Here is a 19,085-nt window from a genome sequence, read left to right on the forward strand (position 1 = left end):
TCTGATACATTGCCACTGTGAGCACGATGTGATCTGTTGTCGTACAAGTTCATTATGCAAACTCAAGCCCGAACCGGAATGCGTACTTACCCGATGAACAGCCCAGCAGCCCCCGCCGAAAAGCGCAAGACGCGCAGCCTGACCGCTGAACTGGTCGATCAGCTCAGCGCCGAGATTCAAAAAGGCGACCTGAGCAGCGGCGAAAAACTGCCGACCGAAGCAGCCATCATGGCGCGTTTTGGCGTCAGTCGCACCGTGGTCAGGGAAGCGATTTCAAAGCTGCAAGCAGGCGGCCTGGTGGAGACACGGCACGGCATCGGTACCTTCGTTCTGACCCAAACAGACCCCCCCTCCTTCCGGGTTAACCCGAACCAACTGAGCACCTTGCACGATGTGATCGCCTTGCTGGAGTTGCGCATCAGCATCGAAACCGAGGCCGCCGCCCTGGCCGCTGTTCGGCGCACCGAGGGCAATCTGCGTATCATGCAAGAAGCCATGCTGGCGTTTTCAACGGCCATCGAAGCAGGCCGCGATGCGATTGCCGCCGACTTCCAGTTTCACCATGAAATTGCCCGCGCCACCCAAAACAAGCACTTTGCAGACATGATGAATTCGCTGGGTGCGCAGTCCATTCCACGAGCCCGCCTGGAGACCACACCCACGCTTGACGCCACCCGACTGGCTTACCTCAGGCGTGTGCACCAGGAGCACGAAAACATCCTGAACGCCATCGCGCAGCAAGATGCAGAATCGGCGCGTGCGGCCATGCGGACCCATTTGTCCAACAGCCGCGATCGGCATAAAAAAGGCGCATCCAGCCACCACTGAACGCAGCGTTGAGGGTTAACACGCATCGCCCAATTCGGTCTTGGTTGTACGATGTCTGTTCAATAAACAGCCATCTTCCCATGTCCAAGCCTTCCCCCACCCCCGTGATCACCCGCATGCAGGTGATTCCTGTGGCCGGTCACGACGGCATGTTGCTCAACCTCAGCGGCGCGCACGGCCCTTTTTTCACGCGCAACATCGTCATCCTGAACGACTCGTCCGGGCACACCGGTCTGGGCGAAGTGCCCGGCGGCGAAAAAATCCGCCAAACCCTGGAAGACGCCCGGCCACTCGTTGAAGGCCAGCCGATTGGTCACTACAACGCCGTGCTCAACGCCATGCGCCAGCAGTTTGCCGACCGCGACAGCGGCGGTCGGGGCCAGCAGACTTTTGACCTGCGCACCACCATCCACGCTGTCACGGCGGTCGAGTCTGCTTTGCTGGATTTGCTGGGCCAGCACCTGAACGTGCCAGTCTGCGCCCTTTTGGGCGATGGACAGCAGCGCCAGCGGGTGCAGATGTTGGGCTATCTCTTTTATGTGGGCGACCGCCAGCAAACCGATCTGGCCTACCGCAGCGAGCCCGATCAGACAGACGACTGGCTTCGCCTGCGCCACGAAAAAGCCATGACGGCCGAGGCGGTGGTGCGGCTGGCCGAAGCGGCCCAAGCGCGCTATGGCTTTCAAGACTTCAAGCTCAAAGGCGGTGTGCTGCGCGGCGAGGAAGAGGTTGAAGCCGTGGTGGCGCTGCACGAGCGTTTTCCCAAGGCGCGCATCACGCTCGACCCCAATGGCGGCTGGCTGCTCAAAGACGCCATTCGCCTCTTGCGCGACCACCGCAGCACCATGGCCTATGCCGAAGACCCCTGCGGCGCAGAAGGCGTGTTCTCGGGCCGCGAGGTGATGGCCGAGTTCCGCCGCGCCACGGGCTTGCTCACCGCCACCAACATGGTGGCCACAGATTGGCGCGAAATGGCGCACAGCATTCAGCTGCAGTCGGTCGATATTCCGCTGGCCGACCCGCACTTCTGGACGCTGCAAGGCTCGGTGCGCGTGGCGCAGCTGTGCCAGATGTACGACCTGACCTGGGGCTCTCACTCCAACAACCACTTTGACATTTCACTGGCCATGTTCACCCAATGCGCGGCAGCCGCACCCGGCAAAGTCACCGCCATCGACACGCACTGGATTTGGCAAGACGGCCAGTTCCTCACCCAAGAGCCGCTGCAAATCAAGGACGGCTATGTGGAGGTGCCCGCCAAACCCGGCTTGGGCATCGAGCTGGACATGGGCGCGGTGATGAAAGCCCACCAGCTTTACCAGCAACACGGCCTGGGCGCTCGCGACGATGCCATCGCCATGCAGTACCTGATCCCCGGCTGGAAGTTCAACAACAAAATGCCTTGCATGGTGCGCTGAAAACATCGCCACCACACACACCACCCCCTTGAGGAATCACACCATGGACATGCCCATCAACCATTTCAAACACGCGATCCAATCCGGTCAAAAGCAGATCGGCCTGTGGTCACACCTGTGCAGCAACATCAGCACCGAAATCCTGGCGCACTGCGGCTTTGACTGGCTGCTGCTGGACATGGAGCACTCACCCAACGACTTACCCGAAATCGTGGCGCAATTGCAAGCCATGAAGGGCAGCCCCACCACGCCAATAGTGCGCCCACCGTGGAACGACATGGTGACCTTCAAGCGCTTGCTCGATGTCGGCGTGCAAACCCTGTTGGTGCCTTACATTCAGACCGAAGCGGAAGCCCAACAAGCGGTGTCCTACACTCGTTATCCGCCCCACGGCGTACGCGGTTATGCGGGGGCTCCACGCGCCAGCTACTATGGCCGCGTGAAAGGCTACGCCCAGCACAGCAGCGAAGAAATTTGCGTCTTGCTGCAGGTTGAAACCGTGCTAGGCCTGCAAAACATCGAAGCCATCGCCAACGTGGACGGCGTGGACGGTGTGTTCATCGGCCCTGGCGATTTGTCGGCGGCACTGGGCCACTTGGGCAATCCCAAGCACCCCGAGGTGCTCAAGGCCATTGACGAGGCAATTGCCCGCATCCGCGCCTGCGGCAAAGCGGCCGGCATCCTGACGGGAGACGAAGCCCTGGCCAAACACTATGTGGACCAAGGCTGCCTGTTTGTGGCCGTAGGTGCCGACCAGAACGTGCTGCGCGACAGCGCCACCGCTTTGGCCGGCCGATTCAAATCCTGAACAGGGGACAAGACATGCTGAACACCCCCGCCTCGACCATCCGATTTCCCCGCTTGCTGCTCACGGGCGCGGGTGGCAACCTGGGGCAAGTGTTGCGCCCCCGCCTGAAAGCCTATTGCGATGTGCTGCGCGTGAGCCACCGCCGCGATTTGGGCCCCGCAGCAAAAGGCGAAGAGGTGCACACCGCCTCGCTCGAAGACGCCGATCAAATGCTGGCTTTGCTGGATGGCGTGAACGCCGTGGTGCACATGGGCGGCGTCTCAACCGAACAGCCCTGGGCGCCGATTTTGGCGGGCAACATCGTGGGCATGGTCAACCTGTACGAAGCCGCACGCCTGAAGGGCGTTCAGCGCATCGTGTTTGCCAGCTCCAACCATGTGACGGGTTTTTACCGCCAGGATGAAGTGGTCAACACCCGCATGCCGCCCAAGCCCGACGGCTTTTATGGCCTGTCCAAAGCCTTTGGCGAAGACCTGGCCCAGATGTATTGGGACCGCTGGGGCATCGAGACGGTGAGCCTGCGCATTGGCTCTTCTTTCGCCGAGCCCAAGGACCGCCGCATGCTGGCCACTTACTTGAGCTACGACGATCTGGAGCGTCTGGTGGTGGCCGCGCTCACCGCCCCCATCGTGGGCCACAGCATCATCTACGGCATGTCGGACAACCAAACCACCTGGTGGGACAACACCCACGCCCAGCATATTGGCTACCGGCCGCAGGATTCATCGGACGTGTTCCGCCCGGCGGTCGAGGCCCGCCAGCAACACATCGACCGACAAGACCCGGCCGCCATTTACCAAGGCGGTGCGTTCGTCAAGGCCACGCCGCACGACTGAAGTTTGTGCTGCATGGAGTATCCTCCAGCCCGATAAGGAACCCCATGAGCACCCTGCCCCCATGCCCTCAATGCCACGATGAATACACCTACGAAGATGGCAATTTGTTGATTTGCCCCAGCTGCGGCCACGAATGGAATCCGGCCGAAGCTGCGGCTGCTGACGTGGCCAAAATCTGGAAAGACGCCCATGGCAATGTGCTGCAAGACGGTGACACCGTCAGCTTGGTCAAAGACTTGAAGATCAAGGGCTCCTCGTCGGTGGTCAAGGTGGGCACCAAGGTCAAGAACATCCGCCTGATTGACGGCGACCACGACATCGACTGCAAGATCGACGGTTTTGGCCCCATGCAGCTGAAAACCGAATTCGTCAAAAAAGCCTGATGCAGGCATGAGCGACGACAACCAGATCTACTTGCCAGAGAGCTTCACGGCGCTGTATGTGCCGCCCGGCAAGATCAAGCCCAGCATCGGTCACCACGAAATGGCCGAACGTTATGAGCTGTGCGAAGACCTGGCCAACTTGCTGACCGAGCAAGCGGCCAATATGCAGTTCACGCTGGGCATCACCGAAGAAGTGGTGCTTGAGCAGTGCGAACAGGGCCTGCTGGCCGAGCCCTCGGTGGTCTCGCCCGTGGAGGCCCGCTGGGTGGTGTGCCGCCTGGCCGAGCTGCTGAATTGGCCGATGGCCTCACTGCTGCAAAGCACGCCGCCCGAAGACCCTGCTGCTTGAGCTTGAGCTTGCGTTTGTCGGCGCTGAAGCTCCGACGGACAAGGCTGGCAGCAGACCTGTCGCCCAAGTCAACCGCCTGGGCGGCGCCAACTGCCAATATCTGCGCATGAGCACACCCCAGCACGATTTGCAGAGCATGCTGCACGGCCCGATCCTGTCCACCCTCTTGCGCCTGGCAGCCCCCAATGTGCTGGCCATGGTCATGACGGTGCTGGTGGGCATTGCCGAGACCTATTACGTGGGCCGTCTGGGCACGGCCCCGCTGGCGGCCATGGCGCTGGTGTTTCCCTTTGCCATGCTCACGCAGATGATGTCGGCAGGTGCCATGGGCGGCGGGGTGTCGGCCGCCATCAGCCGGGCGCTGGGGGCTTCAGATGTGCCGCGTGCCCAAACCCTGCTGCAACACGCCTTGGTGATTGGCCTGGGCGCTGGCATCCTCTACAGCGCCATCTTCCTGATCTGGGGACCGGGCTTTTACCGCTTGCTGGGCGGCAAGGATGCTGTTTTGAGTGAAGCAGTGCGCTACGCCAGCGTGTTGTTTTCGGGCGCCCTGCTGGTCTGGCTGCTCAACACGCTGGCATCCATCATTCGCGGCACGGGCAATATGCGTGTGCCCTCGGTGGGCCTGGTGGCGACGGCACTGCTGCAAATCGTTCTGGGCGGCGTGTTGTCTTTGGGGGCGGGACCGGCGCCCGCCATGGGCATGGTGGGCGTGGCACTGGGGCACATCATCGCCACAGCGGCAGGCGTGGGGTATTTTTTCTGGTATCTGGTCAGCGGCCAGGGACGTCTGACGCTGCGCTGGCAAGGCTTTGAGATGCAGGCCAGTTTGTTTGCCGACATCCTCAAAGTGGGTGCCACCGCCTGCCTGTCGCCCGTGCAGTCGGTGCTGGCAATTTTGATCTTCACAGGCATGCTGGCGCAACTGGGCACCGAAGCGCTGGCGGGCTACGGCATTGGCCAGCGGCTTGAATTTTTACTGATCCCGATTGCCTTTGGCATTGGCGTGGCCTCGGTGCCCATGGTCGGCATGGCCATGGGGGCTGGCGATGTGGCCCGGGCCAGGCGTGTGGCCTGGGTCGCAGGGGGCGTGTCGGCCTTCAACCTGGCCCTGATCGGGGCCGTGGTCACCCTCGCGCCCGACCTCTGGGCACGCCTGTTCACCAGCAACGAAGCCGTGCTCGGCTATGCCCGGCAATATCTGGTGACCGCAGGCCCGGCCTTTCCCTTCTTTGGCCTGGGCCTGACCTTGTATTTCGCTTCTCAAGGCGCTGGGCAGGTCATCGGCCCCGTGCTGGCGGGCACGGTGCGATTGGTGCTGGTGGCGGGGGCGGGCTATTGGCTGTCACAGCACCAAGGCACTGCAGATCGTTTTTATGAATTGATCGCCATCGCGATGGTGCTTTATGGCCTGGTCACTGCTGCAGCGGTCAAATGGACACCTTGGGGCGCGAAAGCCTGAGGGCAGGGGGTGGCACCTTTCCACGCATAAAATGTGCGGTTGCACAGCAAGGAAGCTCCATGGCACGCACGCTTTACGACAAGATCTGGGACGAACACGTCGTCCACACCGAAGAAGACGGCACCTCCGTCCTCTACATCGACCGCCATCTGGTGCACGAAGTCACCAGCCCCCAGGCCTTTGAAGGCCTGCGCCAAGCCGGTCGCAAGGTCTGGCGCGTCAGCTCCATCGTGGCCACCGCCGACCACAACACCCCCACCACCGGCTGGGAATTGGGCTACGACGGCATCACCGACCCGATCAGCAAAGAACAAATCACCACGCTGGATGCGAACATGAAGGAATCGGGCTCTGCCGCCTTCTTCCCCTTCCTGTCCAAGCGCCAGGGCATCGTGCACGTCATTGGCCCTGAAAACGGTGCCACCCTGCCCGGCATGACGGTGGTCTGCGGCGACTCGCACACGTCCACCCACGGCGCTTTTGGCGCACTGGCCCACGGCATCGGCACCTCCGAGGTCGAGCACGTCATGGCCACGCAAACCCTGCTGGCCAAAAAGGCCAAGAACATGCTGATCAAGGTCGAGGGCACGCTGGCCAAAGGCCTCACGGGCAAAGACATCGTGCTGGCCATCATCGGCAAGATCGGCACCGCAGGCGGCACCGGCTACACCATCGAATTCGCAGGCTCAGCCATCCGGGCACTCAGCATGGAAGGCCGCATGACGGTCTGCAACATGGCCATCGAAGGCGGCGCACGCGCTGGCCTGGTGGCGGTAGACGAGAAAACCATCGAGTACGTCAAAGGCCGTTTGCTCTCGCCCACGGGCGTCGAGTGGGACCACGCCGTGGCCTATTGGAAGACCCTGCAGTCTGACCCCGGTGCGCACTTTGACGCCGTGGTCGAGCTGGACGCCAGCGCCATCGTGCCGCAAGTCACCTGGGGTACCTCGCCCGAAATGGTGTTGGGCATTGACGGCCACACGCCCGACCCCGACAAGGAAAAAGACGACGTCAAGCGTGACGCCATTGAGCGCGCACTGACTTATATGGGCCTGCAGCCCGGCAAGGCCTTGGCCGACATCACGATCGACAAAGTCTTCATTGGCTCTTGCACCAACAGCCGCATCGAAGACATGCGTGAAGCCGCCGCCATCGTCAAGAAGCTCGGCCAAAAAGTAGCCAAGAACGTCAAGCTGGCCATGGTCGTGCCCGGCTCAGGTCTGGTCAAAGAACAAGCCGAGCGCGAAGGCCTGCACGAGATCTTCAAGGCCGCTGGCTTTGAGTGGCGTGAGCCCGGCTGCTCGATGTGCCTGGCCATGAACGCCGACCGCCTGGAGCCCGGCGAGCGCTGCGCCTCGACCAGCAACCGCAACTTCGAAGGCCGTCAAGGCGCGGGTGGCCGCACCCATTTGGTCAGCCCCGCCATGGCCGCTGCTGCGGCCGTGCACGGCCACTTTGTTGACATCCGCAAATTCGCCTGAAGCGTTCGAGGAAACCCAGCATGCAGAAATTCACCCTCCTCAAAGGCCTGGTGGCCCCGATGGACCGCGCCAACGTGGACACCGACGCCATCATCCCCAAGCAATTCCTCAAGTCGATCCGCAAAACCGGTTTTGGCCCCAACCTGTTCGACGAATGGCGCTACCTGGATGTAGGCTACCCCGGCCAGGACCCAGCCAGCCGCAAGCCCAACCCTGACTTCGTGCTGAACCAGCCGCGCTATCAGGGCGCCAGCATCTTGTTGGCCCGCAAGAACTTTGGCTGCGGGTCATCGCGTGAACACGCGCCTTGGGCCATTGACCAATACGGCTTTCGCTGCGTGATCGCGCCCAGCTTTGCCGACATCTTTTTCAACAACTGCTTCAAAAACGGCCTGCTGCCCATCGTGCTGCCCGAAGCGGTGGTGGCCCAACTGTTCGACGACGTCGCAGCCTTCCCCGGCTACGAACTCACCGTCGATCTCGAGCGCCAAGTGGTGGTGCGCCTCCAAGGCCAGGAAATCCCATTTGAGGTGCAAGCCTTCCGCAAGTACTGCCTGCTCAACGGCTTGGACGACATTGGCCTGACCCTGCGCCACGCCGACAAGATCAAAGCCTATGAAGCCGAGCGTCTGGCCACCAAGCCTTGGTTGGCCCACACCGCCGTCAACGCCTAAAAGAACACGAGAACCCCCATGAAAATCGCAGTCCTCCCCGGTGATGGCATCGGCACCGAAATCGTCGCTGAAGCCGTCAAAGTCCTGAACACGCTCGACCTGAAGTTCGAGATGGAAACCGCCTTGGTCGGCGGCGCAGCTTACGACGCGTTTGGCCACCCTCTGCCCGAAGCCACACTCAAACTGGCCATGGACAGTGATGCCGTGCTGTTTGGCGCGGTGGGCGACTGGAAATACGACAAGCTCGACCGCCCTCTGCGCCCCGAGCAGGCGATTTTGGGCCTGCGCAAAAACATGGGCCTGTTCGCCAACTTCCGCCCTGCCATCTGCTACGAGCAGTTGGTCGGTGCATCGAGCCTCAAGCCCGAGCTGATTTCGGGTCTGGACATCCTCATCATCCGCGAGTTGACGGGCGACATCTACTTTGGCCAGCCACGCGGGCGCCGCATCGCCACCGATGGTCACTTCCCCGGCTCGGAAGAAGCCTTCGACACCATGCGTTACTCCAAGCCCGAGATCGAGCGCATCGCGCATGTGGCCTTCCAGGCCGCCCGCAAGCGCAAGGCCGCAGGCACCGAGGGCCGCGTGACCAGCGTGGACAAAGCCAACGTGCTCGAGACCTTCCAGTTCTGGAAAGACGTGGTCACCGAAGTGGGCAAAGAGTACCCCGACATCGCTCTGGACCACATGTACGTGGACAACGCCGCGATGCAGCTGGTCAAAGAGCCCAAGCGTTTTGACGTGGTGGTCACGGGCAACATGTTCGGCGACATCCTGAGCGACGAAGCCTCCATGCTGACAGGCTCCATCGGCATGCTGCCCTCGGCCAGCCTGAACACCAAAAACCAAGGCCTGTACGAGCCCAGCCACGGCAGCGCCCCAGACATCGCAGGCAAAGGCGTGGCCAATCCGCTGGCCACCATCTTGTCAGCCGCCATGATGCTGCGCTTCAGCTTGAACCAGCCTGAAGCCGCCCAACGCCTCGAATCGGCTGTGCAAAAAGTGCTGGCCCAGGGCCTGCGTACCGGCGACATTTACAGCGAAGGCACCACCAAGGTGGGCACCGCGCAAATGGGCGATGCGGTGGTCAAAGCGCTGGCTTAAAGCCATCACGGATGCTGCCCGGATTGCCCGGGCCGCATCCATTACAATTTCGGCCATGTTTCACGCCTGCCTGTTCAACCTGAACTTTGCTTTTGCCGCCACGGCAGGGGCTGGCGCGCGTGCAACTTCCACAAAAACCACGACCATTAAGGGCTGATCCGGCCTGGTTCGTCGTGCGCCCCTCCCGGCCAGACGAGCCGGGCAAACAGTCTGGTCTGACACTGTTTTAAAAACTGAAAGGGCGTTGAAATGAGCAAGTTAGTAGGTTTGGTGGGCTGGCGCGGCATGGTCGGCTCGGTATTGATGGACCGCATGGTTCAGGAAAAAGACTTTGACCTGATCGAGCCGCTGTTCTTCTCCACGTCCAACTCGGGTGGCCAAGCCCCCTCGATGGCCAAGAACGAAACCACGCTGCAAGACGCTTTCGACATCGAACAGCTCAAGCGCTGCGAGATCATCATCACCGCCCAAGGCGGCGACTACACCTCCGAAGTCTTCCCCAAGCTGCGCGCAGCGGGCTGGAATGGCCACTGGATCGACGCAGCCTCGACCCTGCGCATGGATAAAGACGCGGTCATCATCTTGGACCCGGTCAACATGCCCGTGATCCAAAACGCGCTGGTGCACGGCGGCAAAAACTGGGTGGGCGGCAACTGCACTGTGTCCTGCATGCTGATGGGCGTGGGTGCCTTGTACAAAGCCGGTTTGGTGGAGTGGATGAGCACCCAGACTTACCAAGCGGCTTCGGGCGGCGGTGCACAACACATGCGCGAACTGCTGACCCAATACGGCACGCTGAACGCCGAGGTCAAAGCCCTGCTGGACGACCCCAAGAGCGCCATTTTGGAAATCGACCGCTTGGTGGTGGCCAAACAACGTGCCCTGACCGCCAACGAGACCGCCAACTTTGGCGTGCCGCTGGGCGGCTCGCTGATCCCCTGGATCGACAAGGATTTGGGCAACGGCATGTCCAAGGAAGAGTGGAAAGGCATGGCCGAAACCAACAAGATTTTGGGCATGGGCGAGGCTTTTGGCTCTGAAGCCATTCCGGTCGACGGTTTTTGCGTGCGTGTGGGCGCCATGCGCTGCCACAGCCAAGCCCTGACCTTCAAACTCAAAAAAGATGTACCCGTGGCCGATCTGGAAGCCATGATCGCCGCAGATAATCAATGGGTTAAAGTGGTGCCTAATACGCGGGAAGCGACCATCAAGGATTTGACGCCCGTGGCAGTGACCGGCACGATGACCATTCCGGTGGGACGTATCCGCAAATTGACCATGGGCCCGGAGTATGTGGGTGCATTCACCATTGGTGATCAGTTGCTGTGGGGGGCTGCAGAGCCACTGCGGCGAATGCTTCGGATATTGTTGGACGTCTGACCGCCGCTGCTTTCGATATAAGGATTCGGGGAAAACATGGGTAAAACGCAAAGCTTGACAGCAAAAGACTGGAAGTTAAAAGCCATCAGTGGTTTGGTCATCTGTTCTTGGTGTTTCTCTGCCCATGCCCTCGATTTGGGACGGTTTCAGGTGCTATCAGCCATCGGCGAGCCATTGCATGCCGAGGTTGACATTGCCCAATACACCCCGGAAGAGTTGCGTGGTCTACGCGCTCAGCTCGCTTCTCCGGCCAGCTTTCAGCAAGCGGGTATGGAGTTCAACAGTGCGCTTTACAGCGTGGCCACTACGGTGGAGACGCGTAGCAATGGCAAGCCCTACATTTCCTTGAAGGGGAATGTGCCCTTGCAGGACACTTTTGTTGATCTGATCCTGGAAACACAATGGGCCACCGGTCGATTGGTCAAAAACTATGCGGTCTTGTTGACGGCAGCCAGTGGCGACAGACAAGTACCTCGAGTCACACCAGAACCAAGGGCTTCCACAAGTTATTTGCCTGTTACACCCGCTACTTCAGCCGTTCAAGCTGCGCCTGCTGCTGCACCATCAGGATCTGCCGTTGTCTCTGCTGTGCCACCGATGAGCGTTGAACTCAACGCTCAGAATATTCCGGTCTATCGCTTTGCTCCTGTTGACAACCAAACTATTGCCAATTCCACTGGGATTGCGGCTGATGCCCCTGCCGTCTTGGGCACCAAACCGACTAACCCCAGAGCTGGTGAAAGCACAGCTGAAACATTGACCGTTCACCCAGGTGACACAGCCTCTAAGTTAGCCTTGAGAAGCCTGCCTTCGCATGTATCCCTTGACCAAATGTTATTGGCCATGGTCAAGGCCAATCCAGATGCCTTCATTGAGGGGAACGTGAACCTGGTCCGAGCAGGCGCCGTTTTGCGCATGCCTGAGCCCGAAGAAGCGGCACTGATTCCCCGGGCCGAAGCCCGGCAAACCGTGATCGCCCAAACCCGTGACTTTGCCACTTACGCCCGGCGCTTGGCACAATCGCCATTGTTTGTGGGCAGTGCTCAAGGCCGTGAAATGTCCGGCAAGGTGAGCACCGATCTCAAAAACAAAGAAGACAAAACACCGCAGCAAGACAAGCTGACCTTGTCAAAATCGCAAATCAGCACCACCAGTCCTGAAGCCACATTGGCAGCCGAGCGCGAAGCCAAAGATACCGCCGACCAATTGGCCGCACTCAACAAAAACATGCAGGAGCTCGAAGCCCTGTCAAAAGGTAACGGGTCCAGTCTGCCTGGCGCACAAGCTACAGCGGACGGCGCCGACAGCGAGTCAAGCCTGGCCAAACTGGGGGCCTCGGTGCTTGATGAGTTTGCTCAAAACAAGTCCATGTGGGCATGGACTGCTGGACTGATATTTGTGCTATTGGTCTTTATTTTCTGGATCCGTCGCAAATCATCGGCTAACGAAGAAGTGTTTGCACCCTCTTATGATGATGTGCCGCCACATGCCTTTCAGACATCCAGCAACTCCACCATGCGCCACCAGGACATTCCGCCACAAATGTCTTCGCTGGACCTGAATCTGGGGCCAGCAACCAACATGGCACAAGGCCCTGCAGCATCGCCCCAATATGGGGCCGTCAACATCATGCCCATGCCATCGTCGCCTGGAACGACTGCACAAGCTCAGCCCATGCAGCCGCCTTTCCAGGCGATGCCTCAAGCCATCATGACGCCGCCTCCTCAGCCCGTGCCAGTGGTACAAGCGTCCGCGCCTGCTCTTACTCCTTCTGCTACTCCTACGCCAGCACAGCGTCCAGCCCCAAGTCCCGAAGACACTGAAATTTCCAAACTGAACCTGGCCAGCCAATTGCTGGCCAAGGGTGATCAAGACCTGGCCCGCGCCCTGATCCTGTCGGTGGCGTCTTCTGCCACGGGTGATCTCAAGGCACGCGCCTTGCAATTGCTCGGTCAAATCCGGTGAGACTGGCGCTGGGCGTCTGCTACTCAGGCACGGCCTACCAAGGGTGGCAAAGCCAGTCCTCTGGCCAAACCATTCAGGACAAGCTCGAAAAAGCCCTCGCCCAGTTTTGCGATGTGCCCCGTGTGAGCACCCTGTGCGCAGGGCGCACCGATGCCGGGGTGCACGGCCTCATGCAGGTGGTTCACCTTGACACGGAACTTGAACGTTCCCCCTACTCCTGGGTGCGTGGCACCAACCGGTATCTGCCCGCTGACATTGCAGTGCAGTGGGCGCAATATGTCCCAGACAGCTTCCATTGCCGCGCAAGCGCCACAGGCAGGCGCTACATCTATGTGGTGCTCGACTCGATCGTGCGCCCCAGCCTGGAGGCGGGCCGCGTGGGCTGGGTGTACCGCCCTCTGGCCGAAGCACCCATGCGCGAAGCCAGCCAGCATTTACTGGGCGAGCACGATTTTTCATCGTTTCGGGCCAGCAGCTGCCAGGCGCTCTCGCCGGTCAAAACGCTGCGCCACATCCGCATTTCCCGGCACGGCGCTTATTGGCGCTTTGAGTTTGAAGGCAACGCCTTTTTGCACCACATGATCCGCAACATCATGGGCTGCCTGGTGACCATCGGCCAGGGCAACCAGTCCCCCGACTGGATGCGCGAGGTGCTGCAGGCACGAAGCCGAGACGCGGCAGCGCCCACGTTTTCTCCGGATGGTTTGTACTTTGCCGGGCCCATCTACAGCCCCGAATGGGGCTTGCCCTACACCACCCCTGCTTTTGATTGGTTGCCATGAGCCCCAGCAACACAGCCACCCACGCATCCACCAGCCCTGCCCCGCAGCAACGCACGCGCATCAAGATGTGTGGCTTCACCCGAGAGGCCGATGTCTTGGCCGCCTGCGCCGTGGGTGCCGACGCCATCGGGTTTGTGCTGTACCCGCCCAGCCCGCGCAGCGTGAGCATCGAGCGCGCGGCCGAGCTGGCCCGCCTGCTGCCCGCTTTTGTGACGCCCGTGCTGCTGTTCGTCAATGAGACGCCCGAGCGGATCGAGGCGGCTTGCGCAGCCGTGCCCGGCGCTTTACTGCAGTTTCATGGCGAGGAATCGGCCGACTTCTGCCAAGACATATCGCAGCGCACAGGCCGCCCCCACCTCAAAGCCGCCCGAATCCCCCTGTCCGAGGTCCATGACTTCGACTTGCTAGAATTTGCCTACATTCATCACGCAGCCCAAGCCCTCTTGCTCGACGCCCATGTCGACGGATACGGCGGCGGCGGAAAAACATTCCATTGGTCACTCCTGCCACCAAACGTCAATGCTCACCTCGTTTTGTCTGGTGGACTCACACCTGCAAACGTGGGCGATGGCATTCGGGCACTGCGCACGCACGGCCTGTCTCTGGCCGTTGACGTGAGCTCTGGCATCGAAGCAGGCAAGGGCCTCAAAGATGCCGACAAAATGCGGCAGTTTGTCCAGGCGGTGCGCTCCGCAGACAACGCACTCTCCCTTTAAAGCATTCCCCGGGCTGGCCTCGGCTCCCTTTGCAGCGTTCAGCACTGCAAGCGCCGAGCACCCCCGACCCCCACCAAGGCCATCACCATGTTCGATTACCAACAACCCGACCTCAAAGGCCATTTCGGCATTTATGGCGGCAGCTTCGTCAGCGAAACCCTGACCCACGCCATCAACGAGCTCAAAGCCGCCTACGCCCAGTACCAGAACGACCCGGCCTTCATGGCCGAATTCAAGTCGGAATTGGCGCACTTTGTGGGCCGCCCCTCGCCCGTCTACCACGCTGCCCGCATGAGCCGTGAAATGGGCGGCGCGCAGATCTTCTTGAAGCGCGAGGACCTGAACCACACAGGCGCCCACAAGATCAACAACACCATCGGTCAGGCCATGCTGGCCAAGCGCATGGGCAAACCGCGCATCATCGCCGAGACGGGCGCGGGTCAGCACGGCGTGGCCACGGCCACCATCTGCGCCCGTTACGGCCTGGAATGCGTGGTCTACATGGGCGCTGAAGACGTCAAACGCCAAAGCCCCAATGTCTACCGCATGAAACTGCTGGGCGCCACCGTGGTGCCCGTCGAGTCCGGCAGCAAAACCCTCAAAGACGCCCTGAACGAAGCCATGCGCGACTGGGTGGCCAATGTGGACAACACCTTCTACATCATCGGCACCGTGGCAGGGCCCCACCCCTACCCCATGATGGTGCGCGACTTCCAAAGCGTGATCGGCGAAGAGTGCCTGACGCAAATGCCCGAGATGTTCAAAACGCTCCAAATGGCAGAGCAGCAACCTGACGCCGTGATCGCCTGCGTGGGCGGTGGCAGCAACGCCATGGGCATCTTCTACCCCTACATCCCGCACGACAAAACCCGATTGATCGGCGTGGAAGCCGCAGGCGAAGGTCTGGACACGGGCAAGCACTCCGCCTCGCTGCAACTGGGCACGCCCGGCGTGCTGCACGGCAACCGCACCTACATCTTGCAAGACGAAAACGGCCAGATCACCGAGACGCACAGTGTGAGTGCCGGTTTGGACTACCCCGGCGTGGGCCCCGAGCATGCGTTCCTGAAGGACATTGGCCGCGCCGAGTACGTGGGCATCACCGACAAAGAGGCGCTCGAAGCCTTCCACTACCTGTGCCGCACCGAGGGCATCATCCCCGCGCTCGAATCGAGCCACGCGGTAGCCTACGCCATGAAACTGGCCAAAACCATGCGCACTGACCAAAGCATTCTGGTCAACCTGTCAGGCCGTGGCGACAAGGACATCGGCACCGTGGCTGACCTGTCAAACGCCGATTTCTATTGCCGCCCCAGCTGCCAAGGCCAATCGGTCAAAGGCATCTTCGTTCAGCGTTCGGCGTGAAGCGTTTTGCGCCTTGCCAAGCCCCCCCACATCAACGCCCAACGCCCAACGCCCAACGCCCAACGCTTAACGCTTAACGCTTAACGCCTAACCAATCATGAGCCGCATCGACGCCACCCTCTCCGCCCTGAAAGCCCAGGGCCGCAAAGCCCTGATTCCGTATGTCACGGCAGGCTTTCCCCAGAAAACCACGACCGTCCCCCTGATGCATGCCATGGCAGAGGCCGGAGCCGACATCATCGAGCTGGGGGTGCCGTTTTCTGACCCGTCTGCCGACGGCCCGGTGATCCAAAAAGCGGGCGACAAAGCCCTGGCACTGGGCATTGGCACCGTGCAGGTGCTGGCCATGGTGCGGGAATTCCGCCAAACCAACACCACCACCCCGGTGGTGCTGATGGGCTACGCCAACCCGGTGGAGCGCTACGATCAAAAACACGGCGCTGACAGCTTTATCCGCGACGCCTCGGCTGCCGGTGTGGATGGCGTGCTGATCGTGGATTACCCGCCCGAAGAATGTGTGGAATTTGCCGCCAAACTGCGCGCCCACAACATGGACCTGATCTTTTTGCTGGCGCCGACCAGCACCGATGAACGCATGCAGCAAGTGGCGCAAGTGGCCAGTGGCTATGTGTACTACGTGTCGCTCAAGGGCGTCACAGGCTCTGGCACGCTGGACACCGACGCGGTGGAAGCCATGCTGCCGCGCATTCGCCAGCAGGTCAGCATTCCGGTCGGCGTGGGCTTTGGCATCCGCGACGCTCAGACGGCCAAAGCGATCAGCCGAGTGGCCGATGCGGTGGTCATCGGGTCGCGTCTGATCCAGCTGATCGACGCGGCACCGGCCGATCAGGTCAACGCCGTGGCCGCCGAGTTCCTGAGCGGTATCCGCCAGGCACTTGATGCCTGAACTGTCCTGCGACCTCAAGTCATCAAAAGTACCAAAAGCGTTTCAACGATAATCCGCCCCTGAAGGAGAATCCTCATGAGTTGGCTAGAAAAACTGCTCCCCCCCAAAATCCAGCACACCGACCCGGCCGATCGCCGTCAAGTGCCCGAAGGCTTGTGGGTCAAATGCCCCAGCTGCGAGACCGTGCTCTACAAGACCGACCTCGAAGAAAACCAGAACGTCTGCCCCAGCTGCTCGCACCACCTGCGCATTGGCGCCCGTGCGCGCCTGAACGGTTTCCTGGACGGCGAAGGCCGCTACGAAATCGGCCAGGAAGTGGTGCCGGTTGACCCGATCAAGTTCAAAGACAGCCGCAAATACCCTGAGCGCCTGAAAGAAGCCATGGACAACACCGGTGAAACCGATGCCTTGGTGGTCATGGGTGGTGCCGTGCACAGCATTGAGTTGGTGGTGGCTTGTTTCGAGTTCGACTTCATGGGCGGCTCCATGGGCTCGGTGGTGGGCGAGCGCTTTGTGCGCGGCGTGGAAACCGCCATCGCGCAAAAAGTGCCTTTTGTGTGCTTCACCGCCACGGGCGGCGCCCGCATGCAAGAAGGTCTGCTCTCGCTCATGCAAATGGCCAAAACCAACGCCGCCCTGACCCGGCTGGCCAAAAAAGGCCTGCCCTACATCAGCGTGCTGACCGACCCCACCATGGGCGGCGTGTCGGCCGGTTTTGCCTTCTTGGGTGATGTGGTCATTGCCGAGCCCAAAGCCCTGATCGGCTTTGCCGGTCCCCGCGTGATCGAAAGCACCGTGCGCGTGACCTTGCCCGAAGGCTTCCAGCGTGCGGAGTTCCTGCAAACCAAAGGCGCGGTGGACTTCATCTGCGACCGCCGTGAACTGCGCAAAACCATTGCCAGCACCCTGGCCATGCTGCAACGCCAACCGGCAGATGCCGTGAGTTGAACAGTTGCGCACACATGACAAAGGCCCTCATTTGAGGGCCTTTGTCATTGGAGGATGGGTCAATGAATCGCAACAACCCAGCTGACCGTAGCGGCGCACCAAGCACGTCGGACTCTTCGAGTGCCGACCTATAGATTCGGCCCGATGAAGTCTGAGCCGCGTATTGCCCGTTGGGAGGAGTTTTTGGGAGCTTCCAGCCAAGCGAAAAGCCTGTGGTCCACAAGCGTCTGATCGCCAGCAGGGCTAGCACCCACAAGGTCCAAGGTTGAAGTCACCCTGCAAACTTCACAGGGCCGGATCAATAGGAGAAATATCGCGGCCGCGCATCAGCGCATCAGGCTCATCTGCAGGCCTGACAGCAGCATCCCCAGCAACTGCAACACCAGCAACAGCGCTATGGGCGACAAATCGATGCCGCCCATCAGGGGCACGACACGCTGAAAAGGGCGCAGGAACGGCTCACACAAACGCATGGCCAGCACATGCACAGGCGAACCCGGGTTGACCCAGGACGTGATGGCCAGCACCAGGACCAGGGCGCTCAGGGCAGAGACCAGCAACTGCGCCAGCCCGATCAGGCCGACCAAAGGCAACAGGCCCAAAGCGCCTTGTCCACCCGCCACCAGCCAAAGCAGCAAAAACTGCACCAACTTGACCAGCCAAGCGGCTACCAGACTCGACAAATCCCAAGCCGAAACGGAGGGAATGACTTTGCGCAGCGGCAGAATCAGCCAATCCGTCATCGCAAACACAAAACGCCCCAAGGGTTGATTGAAAGAAACGCGCTGCCACTGCATCAAAAAACGCAGCAAACAGGTGCCCGCCACCAAGCCCGCGACCACTTCCAACACCATACTGACCATCTGAAACCACATTGCTTTTCTCCTGCTCGTGCGATGATACCCAGATGAATTCCGCGCCTATCCCATCCCCCGCCTCATCGACGGAATTGCCTCTGTTTCCCCTGGGTACCGTGCTGTTTCCCGGCGCTTTGTTGCCCCTGCAACTCTTTGAGCTGCGATATTTGCACATGATTGGCGAATGCGAACGCCAAGGCAGCGGCTTTGGCGTGGTGACGCTCACCCAAGGGCGCGAAGTGCACCGCCCTGGGACGCCTGCCGAGCAGTTTGAGCCCATGGGCACCCGGGTACAGATCGAGCGCATCGAACGGCCCCAGCCCGGATTGGTCATGGTCTGGTGTCGGGGTGTGGAAAAATTCAGCATCCAGGCCACGCAGCAGCGCAGCGACGGCTTGTGGACTGGCCAAGTACAAGCCCTGCCACCCGAGCCCGCCGTGCAGGTACCCGAAGACCTGCAACACCTGTCAGCGCACATGCACGACATCCTGGCCCAACTGAGCGAACAAGCCAACGTGGTGCCCCACTGGGCCGAGGCCTGGCAGCTGCAGGACTGCAGCTGGCTGTCCAACCGCTGGGGCGAGTTGCTGCCCCTGCCCCTGCAGATGAAATACCGGCTGTTTGCCCTGCAAGAGCCCCTGATGCGGCTGGAGTTGATCGGCGACATGGTGACGCACTCTGAGCGCTCTCCTCAGCCTTCGACCACGCCGCCAGGCAGCCCCGGCCAAAAGCCCCCCGCAAACTCTTAAAATAACGGGCTTTGCGCCTTGGCGCAGCCTTGCTTTCCTTCCTTTGCCGTCATCCAGGTTCAGGCACTCTCCG

The 19,085-nt window shown here is 60.9% G+C and carries 19 protein-coding genes; 18 read left to right on the forward strand and 1 reads right to left on the reverse strand.

Annotated features, from left to right (window positions below):
* Nucleotides 1-54 precede the first annotated feature (54 nt).
* The 17 genes from AMM33_RS01350 to accD all read left to right on the forward strand — a co-directional run bounded on the left by AMM33_RS01350 (nucleotide 55) and on the right by accD (nucleotide 17,406).
* Entirely contained in the window at nucleotides 55-828 is a 774-nt protein-coding gene (locus AMM33_RS01350; protein ID WP_369802384.1) for a FadR/GntR family transcriptional regulator, read from the forward strand.
* Between the two features lie 80 nt (nucleotides 829-908).
* Nucleotides 909-2,246, forward strand: a complete 1,338-nt coding sequence (gene gudD, locus AMM33_RS01355; protein ID WP_090138109.1) for a glucarate dehydratase — start codon at nucleotides 909-911, stop codon at nucleotides 2,244-2,246.
* 43 nt (nucleotides 2,247-2,289) lie between these two features.
* On the forward strand, nucleotides 2,290-3,054 hold the full coding sequence (locus AMM33_RS01360) for an HpcH/HpaI aldolase family protein (RefSeq protein ID WP_090138111.1): 765 nt from the start codon (nucleotides 2,290-2,292) through the stop codon (nucleotides 3,052-3,054).
* Nucleotides 3,055-3,068: 14 nt separating this feature from the next.
* The gene (locus AMM33_RS01365) at nucleotides 3,069-3,890 is read left to right on the forward strand and encodes an NAD-dependent epimerase/dehydratase family protein (RefSeq protein WP_090138113.1); all 822 of its coding nucleotides are present in this window, start codon (nucleotides 3,069-3,071) and stop codon (nucleotides 3,888-3,890) included.
* A gap of 44 nt (nucleotides 3,891-3,934) precedes the next feature.
* Nucleotides 3,935-4,273, forward strand: coding sequence for a zinc ribbon domain-containing protein YjdM (locus AMM33_RS01370; RefSeq protein WP_090138114.1), 339 nt, complete (start codon nucleotides 3,935-3,937; stop codon nucleotides 4,271-4,273).
* A gap of 7 nt (nucleotides 4,274-4,280) precedes the next feature.
* Nucleotides 4,281-4,622, forward strand: coding sequence for an ATPase with chaperone activity (locus AMM33_RS01375; protein WP_090138116.1), 342 nt, complete (start codon nucleotides 4,281-4,283; stop codon nucleotides 4,620-4,622).
* 106 nt (nucleotides 4,623-4,728) lie between these two features.
* Complete coding sequence (locus AMM33_RS01380) at nucleotides 4,729-6,084, forward strand: MATE family efflux transporter (protein WP_090138118.1); 1,356 nt, start codon at nucleotides 4,729-4,731, stop codon at nucleotides 6,082-6,084.
* A gap of 59 nt (nucleotides 6,085-6,143) precedes the next feature.
* Complete coding sequence (gene leuC / locus AMM33_RS01385; protein ID WP_090138694.1) at nucleotides 6,144-7,565, forward strand: 3-isopropylmalate dehydratase large subunit; 1,422 nt, start codon at nucleotides 6,144-6,146, stop codon at nucleotides 7,563-7,565.
* Between the two features lie 20 nt (nucleotides 7,566-7,585).
* The gene (leuD, locus tag AMM33_RS01390; protein ID WP_090138120.1) at nucleotides 7,586-8,239 is read left to right on the forward strand and encodes a 3-isopropylmalate dehydratase small subunit; all 654 of its coding nucleotides are present in this window, start codon (nucleotides 7,586-7,588) and stop codon (nucleotides 8,237-8,239) included.
* Nucleotides 8,240-8,257: 18 nt separating this feature from the next.
* On the forward strand, nucleotides 8,258-9,343 hold the full coding sequence (gene leuB, locus AMM33_RS01395; protein WP_090138122.1) for a 3-isopropylmalate dehydrogenase: 1,086 nt from the start codon (nucleotides 8,258-8,260) through the stop codon (nucleotides 9,341-9,343).
* A 249-nt stretch (nucleotides 9,344-9,592) separates the two neighbouring features.
* Nucleotides 9,593-10,723: an aspartate-semialdehyde dehydrogenase gene (asd, locus tag AMM33_RS01400; protein WP_090138123.1), complete on the forward strand. Its 1,131-nt coding sequence runs from the start codon at nucleotides 9,593-9,595 to the stop codon at nucleotides 10,721-10,723.
* Between the two features lie 597 nt (nucleotides 10,724-11,320).
* Nucleotides 11,321-12,688: a FimV/HubP family polar landmark protein gene (locus AMM33_RS21670; RefSeq protein ID WP_255350666.1), complete on the forward strand. Its 1,368-nt coding sequence runs from the start codon at nucleotides 11,321-11,323 to the stop codon at nucleotides 12,686-12,688.
* The gene (truA, locus tag AMM33_RS01410; protein ID WP_090138126.1) at nucleotides 12,685-13,470 is read left to right on the forward strand and encodes a tRNA pseudouridine(38-40) synthase TruA; all 786 of its coding nucleotides are present in this window, start codon (nucleotides 12,685-12,687) and stop codon (nucleotides 13,468-13,470) included. The genes AMM33_RS21670 and truA overlap by 4 nt, the downstream gene beginning before the upstream one ends.
* Nucleotides 13,467-14,186 (forward strand): phosphoribosylanthranilate isomerase, encoded by a 720-nt coding sequence (locus tag AMM33_RS01415; RefSeq protein ID WP_090138128.1) that lies wholly within the window; start codon nucleotides 13,467-13,469, stop codon nucleotides 14,184-14,186. Before truA ends, AMM33_RS01415 begins: the two co-directional genes overlap by 4 nt.
* A gap of 87 nt (nucleotides 14,187-14,273) precedes the next feature.
* Nucleotides 14,274-15,551, forward strand: a complete 1,278-nt coding sequence (gene trpB / locus AMM33_RS01420) for a tryptophan synthase subunit beta (RefSeq protein ID WP_090138130.1) — start codon at nucleotides 14,274-14,276, stop codon at nucleotides 15,549-15,551.
* Between the two features lie 97 nt (nucleotides 15,552-15,648).
* Nucleotides 15,649-16,458 (forward strand): tryptophan synthase subunit alpha, encoded by an 810-nt coding sequence (trpA, locus tag AMM33_RS01425; RefSeq protein WP_090138132.1) that lies wholly within the window; start codon nucleotides 15,649-15,651, stop codon nucleotides 16,456-16,458.
* 75 nt (nucleotides 16,459-16,533) lie between these two features.
* Nucleotides 16,534-17,406, forward strand: a complete 873-nt coding sequence (accD, locus tag AMM33_RS01430; RefSeq protein ID WP_090138134.1) for an acetyl-CoA carboxylase, carboxyltransferase subunit beta — start codon at nucleotides 16,534-16,536, stop codon at nucleotides 17,404-17,406.
* Nucleotides 17,407-17,732: 326 nt separating this feature from the next.
* Here accD and AMM33_RS01435 read toward each other — a convergent pair whose 3' ends face one another.
* Nucleotides 17,733-18,281, reverse strand: a complete 549-nt coding sequence (locus AMM33_RS01435; RefSeq protein WP_090138136.1) for a YggT family protein — start codon at nucleotides 18,279-18,281, stop codon at nucleotides 17,733-17,735.
* A gap of 32 nt (nucleotides 18,282-18,313) precedes the next feature.
* Here AMM33_RS01435 and AMM33_RS01440 point away from each other — a divergent pair, with 32 nt between their 5' ends.
* A complete protein-coding gene (locus AMM33_RS01440; RefSeq protein ID WP_194945170.1) occupies nucleotides 18,314-19,012 on the forward strand; it encodes an LON peptidase substrate-binding domain-containing protein in 699 nt (232 codons plus the stop codon).
* Nucleotides 19,013-19,085 lie beyond the last annotated feature (73 nt).

The organism is Limnohabitans sp. DM1 (assembly GCF_001269385.1).
In the GTDB taxonomy this organism is placed as follows: domain Bacteria; phylum Pseudomonadota; class Gammaproteobacteria; order Burkholderiales; family Burkholderiaceae_C; genus Limnohabitans_A.

Bases quoted from the DNA above. Each gene is read 5' to 3' on its own strand.
- trpA (WP_090138132.1), top strand. From the start codon at position 15,649: ATGAGCCGCATCGACGCCACCCTCTCCGCCCTGAAAGCCCAGGGCCGC.
- AMM33_RS21670 (WP_255350666.1), top strand. From the start codon at position 11,321: ATGAGCGTTGAACTCAACGCTCAGAATATTCCGGTCTATCGCTTTGCT.
- AMM33_RS01350 (WP_369802384.1), top strand. From the start codon at position 55: ATGCAAACTCAAGCCCGAACCGGAATGCGTACTTACCCGATGAACAGC.
- trpB (WP_090138130.1), top strand. From the start codon at position 14,274: ATGTTCGATTACCAACAACCCGACCTCAAAGGCCATTTCGGCATTTAT.
- gudD (WP_090138109.1), top strand. From the start codon at position 909: ATGTCCAAGCCTTCCCCCACCCCCGTGATCACCCGCATGCAGGTGATT.
- AMM33_RS01365 (WP_090138113.1), top strand. From the start codon at position 3,069: ATGCTGAACACCCCCGCCTCGACCATCCGATTTCCCCGCTTGCTGCTC.
- AMM33_RS01360 (WP_090138111.1), top strand. From the start codon at position 2,290: ATGGACATGCCCATCAACCATTTCAAACACGCGATCCAATCCGGTCAA.
- AMM33_RS01440 (WP_194945170.1), top strand. From the start codon at position 18,314: ATGAATTCCGCGCCTATCCCATCCCCCGCCTCATCGACGGAATTGCCT.
- AMM33_RS01375 (WP_090138116.1), top strand. From the start codon at position 4,281: ATGAGCGACGACAACCAGATCTACTTGCCAGAGAGCTTCACGGCGCTG.
- leuB (WP_090138122.1), top strand. From the start codon at position 8,258: ATGAAAATCGCAGTCCTCCCCGGTGATGGCATCGGCACCGAAATCGTC.
- AMM33_RS01370 (WP_090138114.1), top strand. From the start codon at position 3,935: ATGAGCACCCTGCCCCCATGCCCTCAATGCCACGATGAATACACCTAC.
- leuC (WP_090138694.1), top strand. From the start codon at position 6,144: ATGGCACGCACGCTTTACGACAAGATCTGGGACGAACACGTCGTCCAC.
- leuD (WP_090138120.1), top strand. From the start codon at position 7,586: ATGCAGAAATTCACCCTCCTCAAAGGCCTGGTGGCCCCGATGGACCGC.
- asd (WP_090138123.1), top strand. From the start codon at position 9,593: ATGAGCAAGTTAGTAGGTTTGGTGGGCTGGCGCGGCATGGTCGGCTCG.
- accD (WP_090138134.1), top strand. From the start codon at position 16,534: ATGAGTTGGCTAGAAAAACTGCTCCCCCCCAAAATCCAGCACACCGAC.
- AMM33_RS01435 (WP_090138136.1), bottom strand. From the start codon at position 18,281: ATGTGGTTTCAGATGGTCAGTATGGTGTTGGAAGTGGTCGCGGGCTTG.
- AMM33_RS01415 (WP_090138128.1), top strand. From the start codon at position 13,467: ATGAGCCCCAGCAACACAGCCACCCACGCATCCACCAGCCCTGCCCCG.
- AMM33_RS01380 (WP_090138118.1), top strand. From the start codon at position 4,729: ATGAGCACACCCCAGCACGATTTGCAGAGCATGCTGCACGGCCCGATC.